The sequence below is a fragment of the Kribbella catacumbae DSM 19601 genome, from assembly GCF_000372465.1.
Lineage (GTDB): Bacteria > Actinomycetota > Actinomycetes > Propionibacteriales > Kribbellaceae > Kribbella > Kribbella catacumbae.
Genome location: NZ_AQUZ01000023.1, coordinates 1 through 19166, shown reverse-complemented (window position 1 = coordinate 19166; position 19166 = coordinate 1). Strand labels below are relative to the sequence as shown.

General features: G+C 67.4%; 18 protein-coding genes and 1 pseudogene. 7 read left to right on the top strand and 12 right to left on the bottom strand.

Annotated features, from left to right (window positions below; translation table 11 throughout):
* Nucleotides 1–10 precede the first annotated feature (10 nt).
* Entirely contained in the window at nt 11–682 is a 672-nt protein-coding gene (locus A3ES_RS48045; protein ID WP_040455282.1) for a DUF998 domain-containing protein, read from the top strand.
* 109 nt (nt 683–791) lie between these two features.
* Here the strand turns inward: A3ES_RS48045 and A3ES_RS0123035 are convergent, their stop codons facing one another.
* Together A3ES_RS0123035 and A3ES_RS0123030 are read right to left on the bottom strand one after the other, a co-directional pair.
* Complete coding sequence (locus A3ES_RS0123035) at nt 792–3836, bottom strand: AfsR/SARP family transcriptional regulator (RefSeq protein ID WP_020389203.1); 3045 nt, start codon at nt 3834–3836, stop codon at nt 792–794.
* A gap of 111 nt (nt 3837–3947) precedes the next feature.
* Nucleotides 3948–4484 (bottom strand): dihydrofolate reductase family protein, encoded by a 537-nt coding sequence (locus tag A3ES_RS0123030; RefSeq protein ID WP_020389202.1) that lies wholly within the window; start codon nt 4482–4484, stop codon nt 3948–3950.
* A gap of 258 nt (nt 4485–4742) precedes the next feature.
* Between A3ES_RS0123030 and A3ES_RS48040 the strand changes: the two genes are divergently transcribed.
* Nucleotides 4743–5408 (top strand): class I SAM-dependent methyltransferase, encoded by a 666-nt coding sequence (locus tag A3ES_RS48040; RefSeq protein ID WP_237745031.1) that lies wholly within the window; start codon nt 4743–4745, stop codon nt 5406–5408.
* A gap of 101 nt (nt 5409–5509) precedes the next feature.
* Complete coding sequence (locus tag A3ES_RS0123020) at nt 5510–6145, top strand: hypothetical protein (protein WP_157630692.1); 636 nt, start codon at nt 5510–5512, stop codon at nt 6143–6145.
* Here A3ES_RS0123020 and A3ES_RS0123015 read toward each other — a convergent pair.
* The 3 genes from A3ES_RS0123015 to A3ES_RS0123005 form a co-directional block, all read right to left on the bottom strand.
* Nucleotides 6136–6600 carry a hypothetical protein gene (locus tag A3ES_RS0123015; RefSeq protein WP_157630691.1) on the bottom strand — a complete coding sequence of 155 codons (465 nt, stop codon included), beginning with the start codon at nt 6598–6600 and terminating at the stop codon, nt 6136–6138. The genes A3ES_RS0123020 and A3ES_RS0123015 overlap by 10 nt on opposite strands.
* A 309-nt stretch (nt 6601–6909) precedes the next feature.
* Entirely contained in the window at nt 6910–7536 is a 627-nt protein-coding gene (locus A3ES_RS0123010; RefSeq protein ID WP_026163121.1) for a response regulator transcription factor, read from the bottom strand.
* The gene (locus A3ES_RS0123005; RefSeq protein WP_020389197.1) at nt 7530–8735 is read right to left on the bottom strand and encodes a sensor histidine kinase; all 1206 of its coding nucleotides are present in this window, start codon (nt 8733–8735) and stop codon (nt 7530–7532) included. The genes A3ES_RS0123010 and A3ES_RS0123005 overlap by 7 nt, the downstream gene beginning before the upstream one ends.
* Before the next feature lie 159 nt (nt 8736–8894).
* Between A3ES_RS0123005 and A3ES_RS0123000 the strand changes: the two genes are divergently transcribed.
* Nucleotides 8895–9854 (top strand): SMP-30/gluconolactonase/LRE family protein, encoded by a 960-nt coding sequence (locus A3ES_RS0123000; RefSeq protein ID WP_020389196.1) that lies wholly within the window; start codon nt 8895–8897, stop codon nt 9852–9854.
* A gap of 131 nt (nt 9855–9985) precedes the next feature.
* Nucleotides 9986–11101 carry an ankyrin repeat domain-containing protein gene (locus tag A3ES_RS52735; protein WP_020389195.1) on the top strand — a complete coding sequence of 372 codons (1116 nt, stop codon included), beginning with the start codon at nt 9986–9988 and terminating at the stop codon, nt 11099–11101.
* Between the two features lie 150 nt (nt 11102–11251).
* On the opposite strand, the gene A3ES_RS0122980 is transcribed toward A3ES_RS52735, so the two are convergent.
* Nucleotides 11252–11455 carry a hypothetical protein gene (locus tag A3ES_RS0122980; RefSeq protein ID WP_020389194.1) on the bottom strand — a complete coding sequence of 68 codons (204 nt, stop codon included), beginning with the start codon at nt 11453–11455 and terminating at the stop codon, nt 11252–11254.
* Nucleotides 11452–11706: a CBM35 domain-containing protein gene (locus tag A3ES_RS0122975; protein WP_083933611.1), complete on the bottom strand. Its 255-nt coding sequence runs from the start codon at nt 11704–11706 to the stop codon at nt 11452–11454. The genes A3ES_RS0122980 and A3ES_RS0122975 overlap by 4 nt, the downstream gene beginning before the upstream one ends.
* A 96-nt stretch (nt 11707–11802) precedes the next feature.
* On the opposite strand from A3ES_RS0122975, the pseudogene A3ES_RS0122970 reads away from it, so the two are divergent.
* Nucleotides 11803–12054, top strand: a pseudogene (locus A3ES_RS0122970) (tyrosine-type recombinase/integrase); the annotation flags it as partial.
* Nucleotides 12055–12125: 71 nt separating this feature from the next.
* On the opposite strand, the gene A3ES_RS0122965 reads toward A3ES_RS0122970, so the two are convergent.
* The 4 genes from A3ES_RS0122965 to A3ES_RS0122950 all read right to left on the bottom strand — a co-directional run bounded on the left by A3ES_RS0122965 (nt 12126) and on the right by A3ES_RS0122950 (nt 16648).
* Complete coding sequence (locus tag A3ES_RS0122965; RefSeq protein ID WP_020389191.1) at nt 12126–13340, bottom strand: acyl-CoA dehydrogenase family protein; 1215 nt, start codon at nt 13338–13340, stop codon at nt 12126–12128.
* Complete coding sequence (locus A3ES_RS0122960; RefSeq protein WP_020389190.1) at nt 13340–14668, bottom strand: acyl-CoA dehydrogenase family protein; 1329 nt, start codon at nt 14666–14668, stop codon at nt 13340–13342. The genes A3ES_RS0122965 and A3ES_RS0122960 overlap by 1 nt, the downstream gene beginning before the upstream one ends.
* Before the next feature lie 136 nt (nt 14669–14804).
* Entirely contained in the window at nt 14805–16052 is a 1248-nt protein-coding gene (locus tag A3ES_RS0122955) for an RNA polymerase sigma factor (RefSeq protein WP_020389189.1), read from the bottom strand.
* Nucleotides 16049–16648, bottom strand: a complete 600-nt coding sequence (locus A3ES_RS0122950) for a TetR/AcrR family transcriptional regulator (protein WP_020389188.1) — start codon at nt 16646–16648, stop codon at nt 16049–16051. The genes A3ES_RS0122955 and A3ES_RS0122950 overlap by 4 nt, the downstream gene beginning before the upstream one ends.
* A gap of 101 nt (nt 16649–16749) precedes the next feature.
* Here A3ES_RS0122950 and A3ES_RS0122945 point away from each other — a divergent pair, with 101 nt between their 5' ends.
* Nucleotides 16750–18492, top strand: a complete 1743-nt coding sequence (locus A3ES_RS0122945) for an ABC transporter ATP-binding protein (RefSeq protein ID WP_020389187.1) — start codon at nt 16750–16752, stop codon at nt 18490–18492.
* Between the two features lie 400 nt (nt 18493–18892).
* Here A3ES_RS0122945 and A3ES_RS48030 read toward each other — a convergent pair.
* The coding region (locus A3ES_RS48030) for a DUF6788 family protein (protein WP_020389186.1) at nt 18893–19166 on the bottom strand (274 nt) is incomplete at its 5' end.

Sequence of the window (19166 nt, the reverse complement as noted above, 5' to 3'; positions counted from 1 at the left end):
GGAGCAAGAAATGACAGCAATAGACGCTAAGCCCGGTTTTGATCATGCCGCAGCGGTCACCCGCTCGATGCTGGGATGGGGAGTTGTCGCCGGTCCCTTCTATCTCGTCTTCGGCCTCATCCTCGCTCTCACTCGCCCGGGATTCGACCTGACCCGGGACGCGCTGAGCCTGCTGCTGATCGGAGACCTCGGCTGGCTTCAGTGGCTGAACCTCGTCCTCTCCGGCCTGATGACGATCGTGGCGGCGGTCGGGCTGCTCCGCACACCGGGATGGTCACGCACGCCGGCGGCATTGGTCGGGGCGTTCGGCTTGTGCCTCGTGCTCAGTGCGATATTCCCGCCCGACGCGACCGAGCACTTCCCGGCCGGCGCACAAGGCGGAGAGTTCTCGACGCAGGGCATTCTTCACTTTGTGTTCGGCGGTCTCGGATTCGTGAGCGTCGGCGTTGCCGCCATCATCGCCGGCTCCTGGCTCAGCCAACGCCGGGCACCGGGAGCACTGCGGTCGAGGATCGCGGGCATAGTGATCATCGTGGCCTTCATCGCAGGCGGTGCACTGTCATCACTGCCCGGCGGCGTCGGGCTCATCTGGATCACGGTGCTCGCGACCTGGGCATGGCTGGCCATCATCTCGATCGCCGCCTACCGTGCCATACCCCATCCGGTCATCGCACGGCGCTGACGCGGCGCGAGGTCCCTCCCAAAGCCGCGTACTCCGCCGGACCGCGCGCGGCTTCTTCCGCCTCTGCAGCTTGCGGGGCGCAGCCGGGCAACGATCTCGCTGCGACCGCTCAGTAGCCCCGGGATCGGTAGCCGGTCTCGCGTTCGAGGGCGGCCGCCTGATCGGCGTACTGTTCGGCTGCTCGCGGGTCGTCGGTCAGGTCGGCCAGAGCGGCGAGGGCACGGCATTCCATCACCCGCAGCTTGACGTCGCGAGCGAGAGCCAGGGCCTGGTTTGCGTACGCTTTGGCCTGCTCGCGTGGCGAGGCGGCGGCGAGATTGAGTAGCGCGTCGGCGTGGATGACGCGGTAGGCGCCTGCCTGCGCCAGTACGAGGGCTTCCTGGTGCCTGCGGATTGCTTCCTTCAGGCGGCCTTCTTCCCTGCAGATCTCGCCCAGGGCGTTGAGTGCTTCGGCTTCGTGCACAGGGCGGTTCCCGGTCTGGCTGGTTGCGAGAGCGCGGTTGGCATGCTCCCGCGCGAGATCGAGTTTGCCGGTCTCCAGATAGACCATGGCCAACTCGTAGTGCACCGCTGCTTCGTGCCGTTGCTCCTCGATGGCCAGCGCATCGACAGTGTCGCTGAGTGCGGATCGCAGGTCGCCCCGGAGGCGGTGGACCGCGCCGCGGTTGTTCAGCGCGGCTCTGCGGGTCGACGCCGAACGGCTGACGGCTATCGACTCTGTCGCCGCATCGATTGCCGCGTCCAGCTGACCGAGGTGGGTGTAGATCTGCGACAGGTTGAGCAGGCCGACATCGAGCAGGTCGGTGCGGCCGATCGATCGAAACAGCGCCACCCCTTCCTGCACCGCCTCAGCGGCCTGGCTCACCTCGCCCTGATCGTCGTACGCGTTGCCGAGGTTACACAGCTGGCTGGCCAGGCCGAGCGTATGTTCGGCCTGCCGGTAACAGTCGGCGGCAGCCGCCGCCAGGGAGCTGGCTCGGTCCGGGTTCCCGATGGTCTGCTCGAGTGCGCCCAGCGTGCCGAGCATGCTGCCCTCAGCTCGTACGTTACCGATGGCCTGCGCCGCGCGAAGCCCGCACTCGGCAGTCGTTCTCCAGTCGGCCAGCAGTTGTTGCCGAGACAGGTACCAGCGCAGCGCGTCCGCCAGTTGCCACGAGTACTCCGCCAACGGGGTATCAGCGGCGTGCCGGACCATGGCGACCAAGTTGGACCGTTCCTCGTCGAGCCAGGCGTGCGCGGCCTGCGCATCCGGGAAAGGGCTCGGGCCGCTCGGTTCAGGTGCAACGCGGGTGAGCGGGCGGTACTGGAACAGGCAGGCAGCATCGGTCATGAGGAGGTACCAGCTGTACAGCCGACTGACAGCAGGGTTGTACTCCGGATCGTTTCGTCCCAGTTCCCGGGAGTAGAGCCGCAGTAGATCGTGGAACTGATATCTGCCAACCGTGCGGCGCTGAAGCAGGCTAGCTGTCGCAAGGACCTCGAGCAGCCGTTCGGCCTCGTCCGGACCGGTGTCTGCCAGCGCCCCGGCAGCGCCTGCGCTGACGTCGGCACCGGGTGCGGCGCCCAGCAGCCTGAACAACCGCTGCGGACCTGGAGCGAGGGTGGCGTACGACAAATCGAAGGCACCTCGTACGGCCGCCTGCTGATCCCCGGTGACTGCAAGCTTCGCCAACCGGTCACCGCTGCGGAGTTCAGCCGTGTACTCCGAGAGCCCCCGCGCCGGTCGCAGGGCCGCATTGCTCGCAGCGATCCGGAGCGCGAGGGGCAGATAGCCACAGAGCCCGGCCAGCTCGGACACCGCATCCGCATCAGCCTGGATAGCGGCGGGACTGACGAGGCGCACAACAAGGTCACCGGCCTCGTCGGGAGTGAGTTCAGACAGCGACACGCAGGTCCCGCCCGCCAGGGCGGTAAGCCCACTGAGGTCGAACCGGCTCGTGACTATGACGGCGCTACCGCCTGCGCCGGGCAACAGTGGCCGAACCTGTCCGGCGGCGCGGGCATCATCCAGAAACAGCAGCACACGGCGTTCGGCGAGACGAGCACGCAGTAGCGCTGCCCGAGCCTCAACGCTCTCCGGAAGCTCGGTGCCGGCCGTCCCGCAGTGCCAGAGCAGCTCGGCCAGCACATCGGCAGGATCGCGTGGGGACGGGCTCGCTCCGTCGAGCCGAACGAACAACTGGCCGTCCGGAAAGGACGCCCGAAGCTGGCGAGCAACCCGCAGGGCAGCGGTCGTCTTACCGACCCCGGGTGGACCGGTGACCACGGCGAGCGGCGTCCTGTCCTCCGCGGTCAACGCTTTCCGTAGCCGCTCCATCTCCTCTGCACGCCCGACGAAATCGCGAACCTCGAGCGGAAGCTGGAAACGCGGCACCCATCCGGCCTCGGCCGGCGGGGCAGGCGATGCCGCCGGCGACCACGTCGCGCCAGGGGCGTCGAGTTCGGGTGCTGTAGTGAGGATCTGCTGGCGCATCCGCTGCAGCTCCGCGCCAGGATCGACGCCGAGTTCCGCACGCAGGAGGCCGGCGATTTCGTCGTACGCCTCAAGGGCCCCGGCCTGCTGGCCGGATCGGTACAGAGCGAGCATCCGCTGACCCCAGAACCGTTCCCGCAGCGGGTGCGCCGTGGTCAGCGCGATCAGCGGTGCCACCAGTTCAGCGTGCGCGCCCAGCCGGAGCCTGGCGTCCATCAGCAGTTCGATAGCGCGGATCCGCTCCTCGACGAGGCTGCTCACCCGTTGTTGCCGCAGGAATCGAGTGTCGGTCAACGGGTCACCCCGCCACTGGGACAATGCGCGGGTGAGCAGGTCGCAGGAATGCAGGGCGTCGGTACTGCGTACTGACTCATCGACCAGCCGCCGGAACTCGGCCAAATCCGTCGGTTCGGCTTCGATCAGATAGCCCGGCGCCTTCGTAATGACCAGCCGAGGACCGACAACTGCCCGGAGACGGGCGACATTGGTCTGGAGCGCTGCCCTCGGGTTAGCCGGCGGTTGATCCCCCCACAGTTCGTCGATCAAGTCCTCGAGCGAGACGATCTGCCGCGGTCTGAGCAACAACGTGCTCAGCAGCAGGCGCACCCGGGCAGCCGACACCTCAACGACCACGCCGTCGCCGTCCAGGACCTGGAGAGACCCGAGCACCAGGAACTCCACCGAACACCCTCCCACTGTGGCCGGCCGCCAGCAGGCAGCCAGCCACAGTTTGCCCGCTAGCTGGTCCAAGCACGAAAGGACCGCGGCAGTAGGGCGTGAGGGCACCCGGTGTCAGTGGTTCGGGACCAGGCGGTGGATGGTGATCCCGGACTTCAGCGGGGTGGTGGCGACGAGGTGGAAGTGGGTGAGACCGAGGCCATCGAAGAGACGGTCACCGGTCCCGGCAGCGGCTGGGAAAATCCAGAAATGGTACTCGTCGACCAGACCGGCGGTGAGCAGCGATTTGGAGAACTCGCCAGTGCCGAACTTGAGCAGGTGACCGCCGTCAAGTTCCTTCAGCGCGGCGACGCTTTCGATCGGATCGCCTTCCAGCACTGTGGCGTTCCAGCTGAGATCGCTCGGCGAATGGGTGGCCACGTGTTTCGGCATCGAGTTCATCTTGTCCGTGTACCAGTCGCCGGAGCGCAGTGGCCAAGAGCCGGCGAAATTGTCGTAGGTGCGCCGACCGAGCACTAGGGCGTCGGCCTCCCGTAGTAACGAACTCGCGTAGTCGGTGTGCTCTTCGTCCCAGTAAGGCGCACTCCATTTCTCGGGCGTTGAGACGATGCCGTCGAGCGTGACGAAGGTGGACTCGATGAGCTTCCGCATGCTGTTCTGTCCAAACTGATGAGTGGGGTGGGATCTGAGTGTCGGTCGCAGGGATTCCAGGTCGTCTGAAGGTGACACGGGTTGCTGTCGTATCTCTGTCGGACTCCTGTCACAGGCGCTACAGACGGCCTGGCCTGCCGTGCTACTACAGTTGCGACCATGTCGCAGCTGAGTCACGTGAACTGGGTCGATTGGATGGAGCGCTGGGACCGGCAGCAGGCCGGGTATCTTCCGCGCCGCGACGAGCAGATCGCCTTGATGCTCGAGATCGTCGAGCGCGTCGTTGGCCATCCAACCGGCCTTCTGGATCTGGCCAGCGGCCCCGGGTCGATCGCGTCCCGGGCAGCTGAACGGTTTCCTGACACGCACCTGTTTGCCCTGGACGTTGATCCTTTCCTTCTCGAGCTCGGTCGACGCACGCGCGGTGCCGCGGCCATCGAGTTCCTGGAGGCAGATCTGCGCCAGGCCGGCTGGGACGAAGTACTGCCTGCGGCTGGTCTCAACGCGGTCTGCACGGCAACCTCCCTGCACTATCTGACCGCAGATCAGATCGTCAGCCTGGCGGTGGTACTGGCGAATCGACTACCTCCGGATGGAGTTTTCGTCAACATCGACACCATGCGGCTGGGCGAGGAGAGCGGGCCACGACTGGATCACTTGGCGGTAGCTCTGCGGGAACATCTCTGGGACGGGGACAATCCCGTTGAAGTTGAGGGCTGGCAGGGCTGGTGGACCGCTGCCCGGGCCGAACCGGCCTTCGCGACGCTCCTGGCCGAGCGTGATCGTCGGCTGATCAGCCCGGACCCGGATCAGGCGCCGATCACCCTGGCCGATATGACGAACGCGTTCCGATCGGCAGGTTTCGCCGAGGTCGGTGTTCTTGCCCAGGAAGCCGACAAACACACCTTCGTAGCGATCCGATGATCCCGGTCCGGTTGGTCTCCACCGACCGGGCCGGCAAGGCTGAGTCGGCCGGCGATCCCCGAGGAGGACAGGACTGTGACAGGTCCAGGAAAGAGCGGTGGGTGATCATCGATCCGGCTATGGAAACCCACCAAGAAGGATGGAAGATGTCGTTCATCAAGCGCAGCAGCGTTGCACAGTATCTGACGCGTGCTGGCACAATCGGCGTGGCGAGCGTTGCTGCTCTCCTGTCGTCCACCACAGTTTCTTCGGCAGTTGACGCTCAGCCGGATTTGCGCACCGAAGGCCAGGAGTGCGCAATCATCATCGGCAAGTCGCCGGCAGGACAGGCGTCTCCGACTCTGGGCGCGGCCTGTTCTTCCGTGTCAGCTGATGCCGCGCTAGCCGCTGCCGAGACTCAGGCCAATCCGGGGCGTAACCGGAAGGTGATGGGCTCCGCCGTAGCGCAGTCGTCAACGCTTCTGATGCGTTACTGGGAGCACATCAACTACCAGGGGACCAGCTACAAGGTATATGGGGCAGCAGGTCCGTGCGATGCTGACGGCTACAGCTTCTACCCGGACAGCGGTCCGTGGAGCTGGGGCGACGTCATGAGCTCAGTCGAGGGGTTCAACGGCTGCAACTGGGCCAAGTTCGTCCACCAGAACGGCACCACAGTGCGGTCCTACTGGCTTCCTGTGCGCGACCTGGGAGCCGTCAACGACAACGTGAGCTATATCAAGGTCTCTCATCGCTGACACCCAACAAGCACAAACCGCTGCCGGATAAGGCATTGCGTAGCCGACCGGTGGAGCATGCTCGCACCTTCTAGACCGTCCGACAAGCCGGCGGCGCCGATGGCGCCGTCGGCTATTGGGCTGACTGGACAGCATGGGGACCGACCCTGCGGGACAGCTTCTCGCTCGACCGCGTTCAGGACAGCCAGCCGATACGCCGTCATCCAAGCTACAAACGCGGCGGACAGCGGCAGCGCAATGACCGCGGCGAGCCACTTGGCGACGTGGTCGGACAGCAGGAACACGAGGCCGCTGCCCATGATCAGGAAGATCAGGCCGCCGGTCACGATCGGATGCTTCTGCGTCCATGCGGTGAACCGACCGTCATGCAGCCCCTTCGGCACGATGGCATTGAGCACCATGAGCGAGCACGCCAGGACGCACCAGATGACGTCGGTCAGCTCGCGCGCGTTCATCAGTCCTACAGCGAACAGGACCGCGATAGCCGCCGAGCTGATCCGGAACCAGCGCGGCGGTCGACTGGCCCCCCACGACCACGTCGGTAGCTTCATACCGTCCCCTAACAGTCCCGCCCACGCGCAAATCATCGGAGGCGGTCTTGCAACTGGTGTCGACGTGCCGACAAGACCCCCAGTGCGAGCGCAGACGCTTGACATCGTGCAGAGAGCAGCCTCGAAAATCGCCACGGCGGGACCGTCACGATCGATCAACCCACCGATCGGCTGTGAATCCGACGAGGCGCGTCTGTCGAACAGGGCGCCTCGTCATGATCGGATTATTCGCTGTTCGATCGCTCGGGCTACCGCGCCGGCGCGGGTGTCGACCCCGAGCTTTTGATAGATGTGCGACAGGTGGGACTTCACCGTTGCCTCGCTGACGAACAGTTGCCTGGCCATCTCCTTGTTGGTCAGCCCGTTCGCGAGCAGCCCGAGGATCTCCACCTCTCGCTCGGTGAGCATCGGCTCGGGCGAGGCCGCTCGCCGGACCAGCGTGGCCGCTACCGCGGGAGCAAGGATGGTTTCGCCGCGGGCGGTGCCGCGGATCGCGCGGAACAAGTCGTCGGCGGGGGCGTCCTTCAGCAGGTAGCCAGCCGCGCCGGCGTCGATCGCGCGCAGGATGTCGGACTCGGTGTCGTACGTGGTGAGGACCAGCACTCGAGGTGGTTCGGCAAGCGCCCGCAACCGGCTGGTCACCTCGGCGCCGCCCGGCCCTTCGCCCAGGTTGAGATCCATCAGTACGACGTCCGGGTGGGTGCTGGTGACAACTTTCTCCGCGGTCGCGCCATCGGGAGCCTCGCCCACCACCGTTAGGTCGTCCTGGCCCTCCACCAGGGCGCGCATCCCGGCCCGGACCACCGGGTGGTCGTCGACCAGCACGATCCGGATCACGATTCAGGCTCCAGCGGGATAGTGACCGCAAGCGCTGCGCCATCGCCAGGCGCGCTTTCCACCACGAGCCGGCCGCCGAGCAGTTCTACCCGCCGACGGATTCCGTCCAGTCCGCGACCGCGGTACGAGCCTCGCGCCGGTCCCAGACCGGCTGGGTCGAAGCCCACGCCGTCATCGCGGACATCCAGTACGACCGCATCCGGCTGATAGGTCAGAGTGATCACAGTCGTGCGTGCCGCGGCGTGCTCGACGACGTTCGCCAAGGCTCCTCGTGCGGTGCGCAGCAGCGCTGTCGCGACCGCCGGGGCAACCGGCACCGGCGTACCGGAAACCAGCACCCGGATATCCAGGCCAGCCTGCCCCGCGGTCTCGGCCGCCGCCCGGCGCATAGCGGCCGGAACTCCGGCACCGGCCGAATCCTCCAGCTCGGCCGGGGCAAGGTCCCGCACCACCCGGCGTACCTCGTCCAACCCGTCGCGGGCGGTCAGCGCCGCCTGGCTGACGTGGTCGCGGGCCGCCGCCGGATGGGTTGTCCACCCTTGCTGCGCGGCCTGCAGCAGCAGGTTGATGCTGGACAGGCCCTGCGCGACGCTGTCGTGGATATCGCGGGACAACCGCGCCCGCTCGGCCTGCACGCCGGCCTGGTGCTGGGCGTCGGCCAGGTCGCCCTCGGCCTCGCGCAGTTCGTCCAGCAAGGCCTGACGGACGGCCGCCTCGCGCTCCAGCGCCCGGTACGCCGCCACCGCGAGCACCGCGACCGACACCGGCCCGGCCACGATCGTCGGGTCGAACCGGCCCGACATCGACATCCAGGCCGCGATCACCGTCGCGACCATGGCCGCGATCAGCACGCACGCAGCCGTGAATGGAAGCACTCGCAGCGCGACGAAGCACAGCGGCACCGCGCACCATGCGAACGACGGCGCCATCAGCACGAGCCCGAACCACATCGCGACGACCAGGCCGAGCCAGATCCGACCGCGCCACGGTGACGCGGCGGTGAACGAGTACGCCGCATAGGTGATCACCAGCAGTACTGCGCCACCGAGGACCCAGCCGGCCCGGTCACCGATGCCGTGGGCATCGACATACCTGACCGTGGAGGCGACAACCAGTAGCGACAGAACCGCAGTCAGCGCAGCAGGCAGTCCCGGCACCCTCGCGAGGATGCCGGCTGTCGGTCGCAGCCGGGTGCCGTTCATATCCCTCCGATCGTAGAGGCAGACAGGCGGCCGAGGAATCATCCGATCGGCTATCGCTGGGTAGCCGGTCAGCTCTCCAACGGTCGCTGAATGCCCGCTGCGTGGACCCATCCACCCGGACAAGACTGACAGCGATAACGGACCCGAGAGGAAACCTTGATGAAGCCCACGATCGTCACAACCGCCGTCACAGCCCTGCTTGTCGGCGTCTCGCTGCTGCCAGGCACCACCGCCAACGCCGCCCCGCGCCCTGACACCTACAGCCTGCCGGGCGACGTCGGCGGCTCAAGATTCGAAGGCATCGGCTACGACCAGCGCCGGGACCTCTTCTACGTCTCGGAGACCACGGGAGGCGAGATCCACCGAGGCGACGTCCGCGGCGGGGCCGCCACTCAATGGCTCGCGGGTGACGGTACCGACGGCCGCTGGACCGCGCGCGGCGTGACGGTCGACCGCCACGGGCGGGTGTATGTCGCCGGTGGCCCGAACGGGATCGATCACCCGGGAGCGCCGGATCTGTGGGTCTATGACCGGACCGGCGAACTGCTCGCCGCACTACGGGTCGGTGGGTCGAACGTGTTCCTCAACGACATCGCGATCGGCCCGGACGGCGCGGCGTACGTCACCAACTCCAACGCGCCGCACGTTTACCGCGTCGCTCTCGGCGCGGACGGCTGGGGCATCGACCTCTGGGCCGACGCGACCGGGACGATCGCGGTCCAGCCCGGATTCAACCTGGGCGGTATCGTCGCGCCGGCCGACGGCCGCTCCCTGCTGGTTGCCCAAGGCAATGTCGGGAAGCTGTGGCGATTCGATCTGCGCACTCGCACCACCACGCAGGTCGACACGGGTACTGCGGACCTGGTGAACGCCGACGGTCTGGTGCTCCAGGGCAACCACCTCTGGGTCGTACGGAACTTCTCCCGGTCACTGACCACACTCAAGCTGGCCAACGACGGGGCGAGCGCCCGGCTGGTCGACGAACGGGCGACTGACCCCACTCGGGTCTTCACGACCGCCAAGCTCGCCCACGGCCGCCTACTGCTGGTGGACAGCAAGTTCGACGAGCCGACGCCGCAAGCGCCGTACCAGGTGGTCGCGCTGCGGCCCACCCGCTGACGATGCGCGCGGGCGTGGCGCTTCTCAGTGCGCTCGCAGTCGCCGCCGGGTGCGCTGTGCACCCAGCGGCGCCTCCTGCTGAGGTACCGTCGGCGTCGGTGACCTCGACCACCCCGGTGAGGAGCTCAAGCGTGACTCAGCCCAGTCCCAGCGCTGTCGACCAGCAACTCATCGCCGCCGCTTGGAAGAACGACATCGCCGAGGTGCGACGACTGATCGCTGTCGGCGCCGACGTGAACGCCACTGACAACACCGGTCAGAGTGCTTTCCTGATCGCCGCGAGCGAAGGATACGTCGACCTGCTCGACCTGACCCTTCGGCACGGCGCCGACGTGGCGAGCCTCGACGGCTACCGCGGCACCGCGCTCATCCGCGCGGCGGAACGCGGACATGCGGCAGTGGTCGGTCGCCTGCTACGCGCCGGGACCACGGTCGACCATGTGAATCGGCTGGGCTGGACCGCGCTACTCGAAGCGATCATCCTCGGCGATGGCAGCCAGCGGTACGTCGACACGGTTCGCCTGCTGGTTGCCGGTGGCGCCGACCTCGACCGAGCCTCGGTGAAGGACCGCGCAACGCCCCTGGAGCATGCCCGATCCAAGGGCCAGCGCGCGGTCGCCGCCACCCTGCAGACCCGCACACCTTCCAGCAGCGCGGCGACCACCGAACTGTTGACCGCGGCAACGGAGGGCAGCGCCGACCGGGTGACCGGCGCGATCCGCGCCGGTGCCGCGCTCGAAGCCCGTGATGATCAGCGCCGAACGGCGTTGTTACTTGCTGCAAGCAACGACCGCGTCGACGTCGCCCGGTTGCTGGTTTCGCTCGGGGCCGATCCCGACGCAGTGGACAACCGGAACGACACGCCCTGGCTCGTCACTGGTGTGACCGGCAGCGTCGCGATGCTCGAGACGCTGCTGCCCGCCCGGCCGGACCTGACACTGCGCAACCGGTACGGCGGCATCTCGGTGATCCCGGCCAGCGAGCGCGGGCACGTCGACTATGTCCGCCGAGTGGTCCGGACCGGCATCAACGTGAACCATGTCAACGATCTCGGCTGGACGGCACTGCTGGAAGCCATCCTCCTCGGCGACGGCACCGCGCCGTACCAGCAGATCGTGGAGATCCTGCTCGATGCCGGTGCCAAACCGGGCATCGCCGACCGCGACGGCATCACCCCACTGACGCACGCCCGCGGCCGCGGGCAACACCAGATCGCCGAAATCCTCAAGTCCCACGGCGCCCGCTAGTGTCCTGCGTCCTGCTCCCCCAGCCAGACCGCGGACCGAACACGGCCACACCTCGTACTGCGAACCATTGGCGTGCGTCAGCCGGTAGCCACCGTCGAACCCGCCCGCCTCCACAAAGTCGGCGTCCGCACTCGTCCCCCCGGCTCCCGCCTAGGTCGACCACGAATCCGGCGTCTGGGTGGCGCCGTTGCTCTCGAACCCCGCATTCGGTACGGCGACCGGACTGATCGCCACGTACACCGGCGCCGGTGCCAGGGAGAGATCGAGCGCATCCAGTTGCACATAGCCCCCATTGGCGGGCTTCGACAACCGAATCGTGTTGGAGCCGGCGTTCAGCGCGACCGGGACACTCACGATGTGTTTCGTGAGAAGCTGCCCCATGCCTCGGTCCGCGGGAACGACACGTTGGCGCGCGAGCTGCAGTTGACGGCGAGGGCCAACGTACTCCGGCCGGACGTGGCGTTGGCGAAGTTGACGTTCGCCCGGTACTCCCCCGCGGCCGGCGCGTTCACGGTGAACTGCACATAGTTGCCCGCGTCATCGATACCGCCCACGTAGCTGCCGTTCGACGCGGAGCCACCCGAGTGCACCTCGGCCCCGCTCAGGCGACTCGGCTTCGTAGCGGGTGGTTCTCGGCGCGGTGATCTGCTCCGCGGTCAGGTTGTCGATCGCGGCGAACCCGTCAACTCCCGGCGGCAGGTGCAGACCGACCTCCGGGTCTGCACGCGTTGCGGCACTACTTCGCCAGCATCACCCTGGCGGACGGTGCCAACATCAAAGAACTCTCCGAGTACCTCGGTCACTATGACCCGGGGTTCACGCTACAGATGTATACCCACATGCTCCCGTCGTCCTACGACCGCGCAATGCAGGCGGTGGACCGTCGACTCGAGCGCCTTGCCGCGCGGCTGACGGAGCAGGGACGGAGTAGCGAGAAGTCCACTGCCGCCTGAGGCCGGGGTGACAACCTCTCGGGACGCGCCGACCTTACAGCGACAAACTCGCAGAACCCTTTCCAGTAAGGCTATTTGAGCTCCGCGGACGTCTTTCCCAGCAACCTGCGGGCGACGATTAGTTGCTGGATCTGCTGAGTCCCCTCGAAGATGTCGAGGATTTTGGAGTCTCGGGCCCACTTTTCCAGGAGGTGGTGTTCGGAGTAGCCGAGGCTGCCGGCTAGTTCTACGCAGCGGAGGGTGATGTCGTTGCCCACCCGGCCGGCTTTGGCCTTGGCCATGGAGGCTTGGAGGGAGTTGGGTTCGGAGTTGTCGGCCATCCAGGCGGCCTGCAGGGTCAGCAGGTAGGCGGCTTCCCAGTCGGCCTCCATTTGCAGGTACGACGCCGCAGCAGCGGGCTGTAGGTGGACCGGCCGGTCGTAGTCGACCTCGACGCCCGCCTCGGACAGCAGCTCTCGCGTGACCTCCAGCGACGCCCGGGCACAGCCGACCGCCATCGCGGCAACGAGCGGGCGGGTGTTGTCGAAGGTCTGCATGACACCCGCAAAGCCTTTGTCCGCGTCGATCTCCGGCGTGCCGAGCAGGTTCGACGCGGGCACCCGGCAGTTCTCGAAGCGGATCGTGGCGGTGTCCGACGAGCGGATGCCGAGCTTGTGTTCGAGCCGCTCGACCGTCATCCCCGGCGTGTCCTTGAAGACGACGAACGACTTGATCGCTGTCCGGCCGAGGCCCTTGTCCAGCGTCGCCCACACGACCACCGCGTCGCAACGGCCGCCCGCGGTCACGAAGATCTTCTCGCCGTTGATCACATAGTCGTCGCCATCGAGCCGCGCCGTCGTCTGGATGTTCGCCGAATCCGAACCGCACCCAGGCTCGGTGATCGCCATCCCCGCCCACACTCCGTCGAACCGCCGCAGCTGCTCATCCGACGCCACCGAGGCGATCGCCGAGTTCCCCAGCCCCTGCCTCGGCATCGACAACAACAGCCCGACATCACCCCAGCACATCTCCATGACGGAAAGCGCCGACGACAGATTGGACCCGTTCTTCACCTTGCCGTCGTCCTCGGCCGCGTCAGTACGCCGTACGCCGCCCGCCCCCGCGCCTGAGCCGGTCCCGGACGCACCCAAGCCGTCCACCATCGCCGCGAGCATGTCGAGTTCCTTGGGATAGGCATGTTCGGCAAGGTCGTACTGACGTGAATTCGGCCGCAGCATCTCGGCAGCGACCTGGTGGGCCTGATGGATGAACGCGCGGAACTTCCGCGGGGTCTCGAGGTTGATCATCAGACCAGCACCGCACCTTCCATCACGCCGATGGCCCGCAAGTCGCGATACCACCGCTCCACCGGATGCTCCTTCACAAACCCGTGCCCGCCGAGCAACTGCACGCCATCCGTCCCGATCTGCATCCCCTTCTCGGTGCACAACCGCCGCGCCAACGCGACCTCCCGCGCGAACGGAAGCCCTTGCTCAGCACGCGATCCGGCCCGGTACGTCACGAGCCGCATCCCCTCCAGCTCGATCGCGATGTTGGCGACCATGAACGCCACCGACTGCCGATGGCTGATCGGCTCCCCAAAGGCCGTTCGCTCGTTCACGTACGGCGTGACGTAGTCGAGCACCGCCTTCGCAGTACCGAGGGAGAGTGCACACCACCCCAGCCGCGACAGCCGGACACACTCGGCATAGTCCTCGAGGGTCCCCAACTGCACAGCCGGTACGTCGTCCAGCAGCACCCGGCTGAGCGACGCCGCCCGCAGGCCCATCGACGGCTCGGCCTCGATCGTCACGCCCGGATGCCCGGACTCCACCAGGAACAAGGCCGGTCCCTGATCCTCGAGCTGAGCGGCGATCACGAACACCTCGGCCTCAGCGCCACGCGGTACCAACGACTTGACCCCGTTGAGCAGATGGCCACTTCGTTGCCGAGTCGCCCTGGTTTTCAAGGTGAAGGGATCGAAGAGCGGCCGAGGCTCGACAATAGCCAGCGCGGCAGCCGGCACCGAATCCCCTGTGAACGCAGGCAAGTACGTCGCCTGCTGCGTCTCATCACCCCACAACGAGATCGCCGTACTGACCGCGGCCGGCGCCAGACATGCGACCGCCTGCCCCATATCCCCATGAGCCATCGCTTCGGCGATCAGTACCCCGGTCATCGCCGACCGCTCAGTCACGATCCCGCCGAGCTCCTCCGGTACTTCGATCAGGCTCAACCCGAGCTCAGCCGACTGCGCGAGCACCTTCGGATCCGTAGCACCGGCCGCATCCGCGTCGGCCGCAGCGGGCCGCAGTACCTCGGCGGCGTATTCCGTGACGACGCCAACGACCATCTGCTGGTCCTCGGTCGGGGTCAGGTCGAACCGCCCGGTGCCCTTGGCCGCGGGCAGCCGCGACGGCTTCGTCAGCTTGCTCGCCGCGGTGAAGCTCCGCGACAGCGCCCCGGCCGTCCGGAATCCGGTCTTGGTCGCCTCGAAGACGACCCGCTCGGTCTGCTTGCGCCATCCCAGCCGGTCGATCGCCCGCGACTTCGCCAGCCGGTTCAGCAGCGCGACCCCGACGCCGATCGGGTCCCGCCGCCGGCTGGGCTTCGGATGCTGCTGCTGGATCACCATGCGGCCACTGTAAACCGAAGTTACAACTCAAGTCACGCAGCCCACCTCGCCTACCCGTCCCGACGGACAGGTAGTGCACCCTGATACGCCGTACACCGGCGGCCGCCCCAGGCTCAACCGCTCTACCTCCGCGGCGCTATGTCCTGTCGGTCCGCACACCATCCGCCTTCGCCACGAGGTACCGCTGCTCGGGCAAAGAGGTCGTGAGGCGCGCCGCGGCCAGGTAGTGCTCGCGAGCCGCAGGAAAGTCACCGATGCGCTCAAGGAGATGCGCCCGCACTGCGTCCAGCCGGTGGTTGTCCGCCAGCCGATTGTCGCCGTCGAGGGTGGCGAGCAGGTCCAGCCCGGCCCGCGGGCCCTCGACCTGCGCCAGTGCGATCGCACGGTTGAGCGTCACCATCGGGTTGGGCGCGACCTTCTCCAGCAACAGGTAGAGCGCCAGGATCTGCTGCCAGTCGGTCTCGTCCGCGCTCGGCGCCTCGGAGTGGACGGCGGCGATGGCGGCCTGCAACTGGTACGAACCGACCCGGCCGTGCGCCAGCGTCCGCAAGATGAGCGCGCAACCTTCCTCGATCGGCTCGCGCAACCACAGGCTGCGGTCCTGCTCGTCGATCGGGATCAGGCTGCCATCGGCCTCGGTCCGCGCCGCGCGCCGCGAGTCCGTGAGCAGCATGAGCGCCAGCAAGCCCGCGACCTCACCCTCATCCGGCAGCAGTTGGTAGAGGAGACGAGCCAGCCGGATCGCCTCGGCGGTCAGCTCGACCCGCTGCAGGTCGGGACCAGAACTCGCTGTGTAACCCTCGTTGAAAATCAGGTAAAGCACCTGGAGGACGACGCGCAGGCGATCCGCGCGCTCCTCCTCGGGCGGCAGCACGAACCGGCTGCCGGCCGCCTTGATGCTCTTCTTCGCCCGGCTGATCCGCGGCGCCATCGTTGCCTCCGGCACCATGAACGCCTTGGCGATCTCGGCCGTCGTCAAACCGCCGACCGCGCGCAACGTCAGCGCGACCTGCGAGGCCGGCGTGACGGCTGGATGGCAACACAGGAAGAGCAAAGTCAGGGTGTCATCGGATTCCGGCGGCTGATCCGCGTCCGCACCGGGCGCGACATCAGGCCCGGCCATCGCCGCCACCGAGTCCTCGCGCCGCCGCCGCGCACTCTCACTCCGAAACAGGTCGGTGAGCTTCCGAGTGGCGACCGTGATCAGCCACCCCCGAGGATTCGCCGGTACGCCGTCCGTCGGCCACTGCGTCGCGGCCGCCAGCAACGCCTCCTGTACCGCGTCCTCGCACAGATCGAACTGCCCATGCCGCCGAGCCAGAAACCCCAGCACCTGCGGCGTCAACTCCCGCAGCAGGCCCTCGACCTGCTCCCCCGCGCTCACGACGAACTCCCCGGGGCGAGGATGCCGTGCTCGATGGTCTGGAGGATCGTGGCGGGCGCCGACAACCGCGGCAGCGCGCCCTCGTCGACGGCTTCCCAGCCGATGTAGACCATCCACCAGAACATCCGGATGATCCAGTCCGCCGACAACGATGTCGCGAAGACCCCCTCGCGGTGACCCCGCTCGATCAGCGCCTCGATGGGCTTGCCGCTCGCTTCCAGCTTCTGGAAGAAGCCTTTCACCCGCTCGTCCGGCTCCGGTGCGTTGAAGCTCGGCTCGTTGTACAGGAAGAAGATCCGCGGCCCGAGTTCGAAGTACCCGGCGGCCAGCCGGTGCAGCGCCTCGCGGGGCGTGCCCTGGTCGAGGGCGGAGTCATCGATCGTCTTCTCCACCGCGACCAGGACGTCCGCGGCGAGCGCGTGAACCAACTCGGCCCGGTCGGCGAAGTACCGGTGCAACGTACTGCGCGCGACGCCCGCCTCGGCCGCGACGTCGCCCAGCGAGGCGGTTCGTCGCTGGCTGAAGACGACCACCGCGGCGTCCAGGATCGCTCTGCGGGTCCGGCTCCGGCTCCCCGACTCGACCGTGTCAGTCATGGCCCAGACCTTACCTCGATAGGGCGGTGCTGATTAATAATAGGACACTGTTGTCCCATTCTGTTACCTTGGTGACTCAGTCAAACCTTGGGGAGGACCGGATGACCGGCCGCTGGCAGAACCTACGGATGTTGTGGACCTTCGTCCGTCCCCACCGGCGAACGCTGGCGCTCGGCCTGCTGCTCGGACTCGGCACGACCGGCGCCTCCCTCGCGACCCCGTTGGTGACCAAGTCGGTGCTCGACGGACTCGCGTCGTCGGCGTCGATCGCGCCCGCGGTGACCCTGCTGATCGTGTTGCTGGTCGCCGGTTCGGGCCTGGGCCTGATCCAGTGGATCGTGCTCGGGCGAATGGGCGAGCGCGTCGTTCTGGAGGCCCGCAGCTCGATGGTGCGGCGACTGTTCCGGGTCCGTATCGGCGAGCTGGCCACCCGCTCCCCCGGCGAGCTCGTCACCCGCGTCACCTCCGACACCGTCCTGCTGCGCGAGGCGGCCGCGTCCAGCCTGGTCGAACTGGTGAACAGCGTGATCGGCCTGGCCGGCGCACTGATCCTGATGGCCACGCTGGACGGAGTGCTGCTGGCCACTACCCTCGCGGCGCTGGCCGTGGTCGGCGTGATCGTCGGGCTGCTGATGCCGCCGATGGCGAAGGCCCAGCAGCAAGCTCAGGGTGCGGTCGGCCGGCTGGGCGGCGTACTGGAAGGTGCGTTGAGAGCGATCCGGACGGTGAAGGCAAGCCGTGCGGAGCACCGCGAGAGCGAGCGGGTGATCGTCGAGGCGACCGAGTCCGCGCGGCAGAGCATTCGCGCGGTCCGGTTCCAGGCCGTGGCGTTCACGATCGCGGGCTTCGGCGTCGGGCTGGCGATCATGCTGATCCTCGGACTCGGCGCGTACCGGGTCAGCGAAGGGTTGCTGACCGTCTCGGCGTTGGTCGCGTTCCTGCTCTACGCGTTCCAGTTGATGGAGCCGGTATCGAGTCTCGCCACGACTGTCGGCGGGTTGCAGGCGGGAATCGCCGCAGCGGCTCGCATCCGGGAGATCGACGCTCTGGAGCTCGAGCCGGCCAGCGAAGGTGCCGTACTGCGAACGTCCACCGGCTCGCTAAGCGACTCGGCGTTGGTGTTCGAGAACGTCACGGCCCGCTACGCACCGGGCGCGGCACCGGCGATCCACGCCGTGAACCTGGAGATCCCACGGATCGGTCATACCGCGATCGTCGGTCCGTCAGGGGCCGGCAAGACGACGATCTTCTCGCTGCTCCTGCGCTTCCTGAACCCGGACAGCGGCCAGCTCATCCTGGACGGCGTACCGCTGCAGGACTGGTCGCTGGAGGATCTCCGCAAGAGAGTCGTGTACGTCGAACAGGACACGCCGCTGGTCCCCGGAACGCTCCGGGAGAACCTGCTCTACACCCACGAAGACGCAGCCGAGGAATCCGTTTGGGACGCGCTTCGGGCGGTCCGGCTCGACGAGCGGGTGCGGGTGCTCCCCGAGGGTCTGGACACGCAACTGTCGACCGCGGTGATCTCCGGCGGCGAGAGGCAGCGGATCGCGCTCGCCCGGGCGCTGGTCGGCGACCCCGAGATCTTGTTGCTGGACGAGGCGACCGCTCAGCTCGACGGGTTGACGGAGGCCGCGGTCCACGAGGTGATCGCGCGGATCGCCAGCACAGGCGCAGTACTGACGATCGCGCACCGGTTGTCGACGGTCATCGACGCTGACCAGATCATCGTCCTGGAAGGCGGATCGGTCCGCGCGCACGGCACCCACCACGAGTTGCTCGCCACCGACACCCTCTACCAGGCCCTGATCGCAGCGCTCCGCATCGCACCGCAGCCTGTCTAGCGCCCGGCCAGTCAGCTAAGCGCTCGGGGAGGCACGCGACCGAAGCCGACCCCCAGACACGGCCACGGAATCAACTGGCCGGCCGCTCGACCGCGGCCGCACCCAGCCGCCGTACCGTTCCCGGATCGCGTCCGGGGTCGTGACGAAGGCACGGACACCCGTGCACGCACGCCCCTCCCCCGATCCCCCAACACACCGAGGGAAGCCTTTGCCGACCGAAGAGGGGTACGCGTGGGCGTCCCGATCATCCCCGGTCTTCGCCAGGACCAGGCCGACAGCACTCGATCATTCGCCCCCTTTGCCCCACTCGGCCACCTTGTGCATCGACCAGGCGCCCAATCCGCCGGGTTGCGGGGTACCGATAGCGGGTGTGTTACCGATAGCGCCTTGTGGCTTGCGTTTAAACCTCGGCCGCCTTGGTGTCGTGTCTGGTGATCAGTTCGGTGGCTTCGGCGGCGATGTCGCGCATCTGGGTGATGAGGGCGCGTAGCTGCCGGTCGTTGTTGATCCATTCGGCGTACAGGTTCGCCTCGTGTTCGGTGAGCCGACGGGTGACGGTCTTGCCGTTGATCTTGCGTGTCCACTGGTAGTAGGGGCCGTGCATGCGTGGCGGGTCGGCGTGGCAGCCGCAGTTGGGTTTGCCGCAGCGGGTGTGACGGCGGGTGATGGTGCCG

Coding starts and splice junctions, on each gene's coding strand:
- A3ES_RS48045 (WP_040455282.1), top strand. CDS start 11: ATGACAGCAATAGACGCTAAGCCCGGTTTTGATCATGCCGCAGCGGTC.
- A3ES_RS0123030 (WP_020389202.1), bottom strand. CDS start 4,484: ATGCGGAAGCTCATCGAGTCCACCTTCGTCACGCTCGACGGCATCGTC.
- A3ES_RS48040 (WP_237745031.1), top strand. CDS start 4,743: ATGCTCGAGATCGTCGAGCGCGTCGTTGGCCATCCAACCGGCCTTCTG.
- A3ES_RS0123015 (WP_157630691.1), bottom strand. CDS start 6,600: ATGAACGCGCGCGAGCTGACCGACGTCATCTGGTGCGTCCTGGCGTGC.
- A3ES_RS0123005 (WP_020389197.1), bottom strand. CDS start 8,735: ATGAACGGCACCCGGCTGCGACCGACAGCCGGCATCCTCGCGAGGGTG.
- A3ES_RS0123000 (WP_020389196.1), top strand. CDS start 8,895: ATGAAGCCCACGATCGTCACAACCGCCGTCACAGCCCTGCTTGTCGGC.
- A3ES_RS0122965 (WP_020389191.1), bottom strand. CDS start 13,340: ATGATCAACCTCGAGACCCCGCGGAAGTTCCGCGCGTTCATCCATCAG.
- A3ES_RS0122960 (WP_020389190.1), bottom strand. CDS start 14,668: ATGGTGATCCAGCAGCAGCATCCGAAGCCCAGCCGGCGGCGGGACCCG.
- A3ES_RS0122950 (WP_020389188.1), bottom strand. CDS start 16,648: ATGACTGACACGGTCGAGTCGGGGAGCCGGAGCCGGACCCGCAGAGCG.
- A3ES_RS0122945 (WP_020389187.1), top strand. CDS start 16,750: ATGACCGGCCGCTGGCAGAACCTACGGATGTTGTGGACCTTCGTCCGT.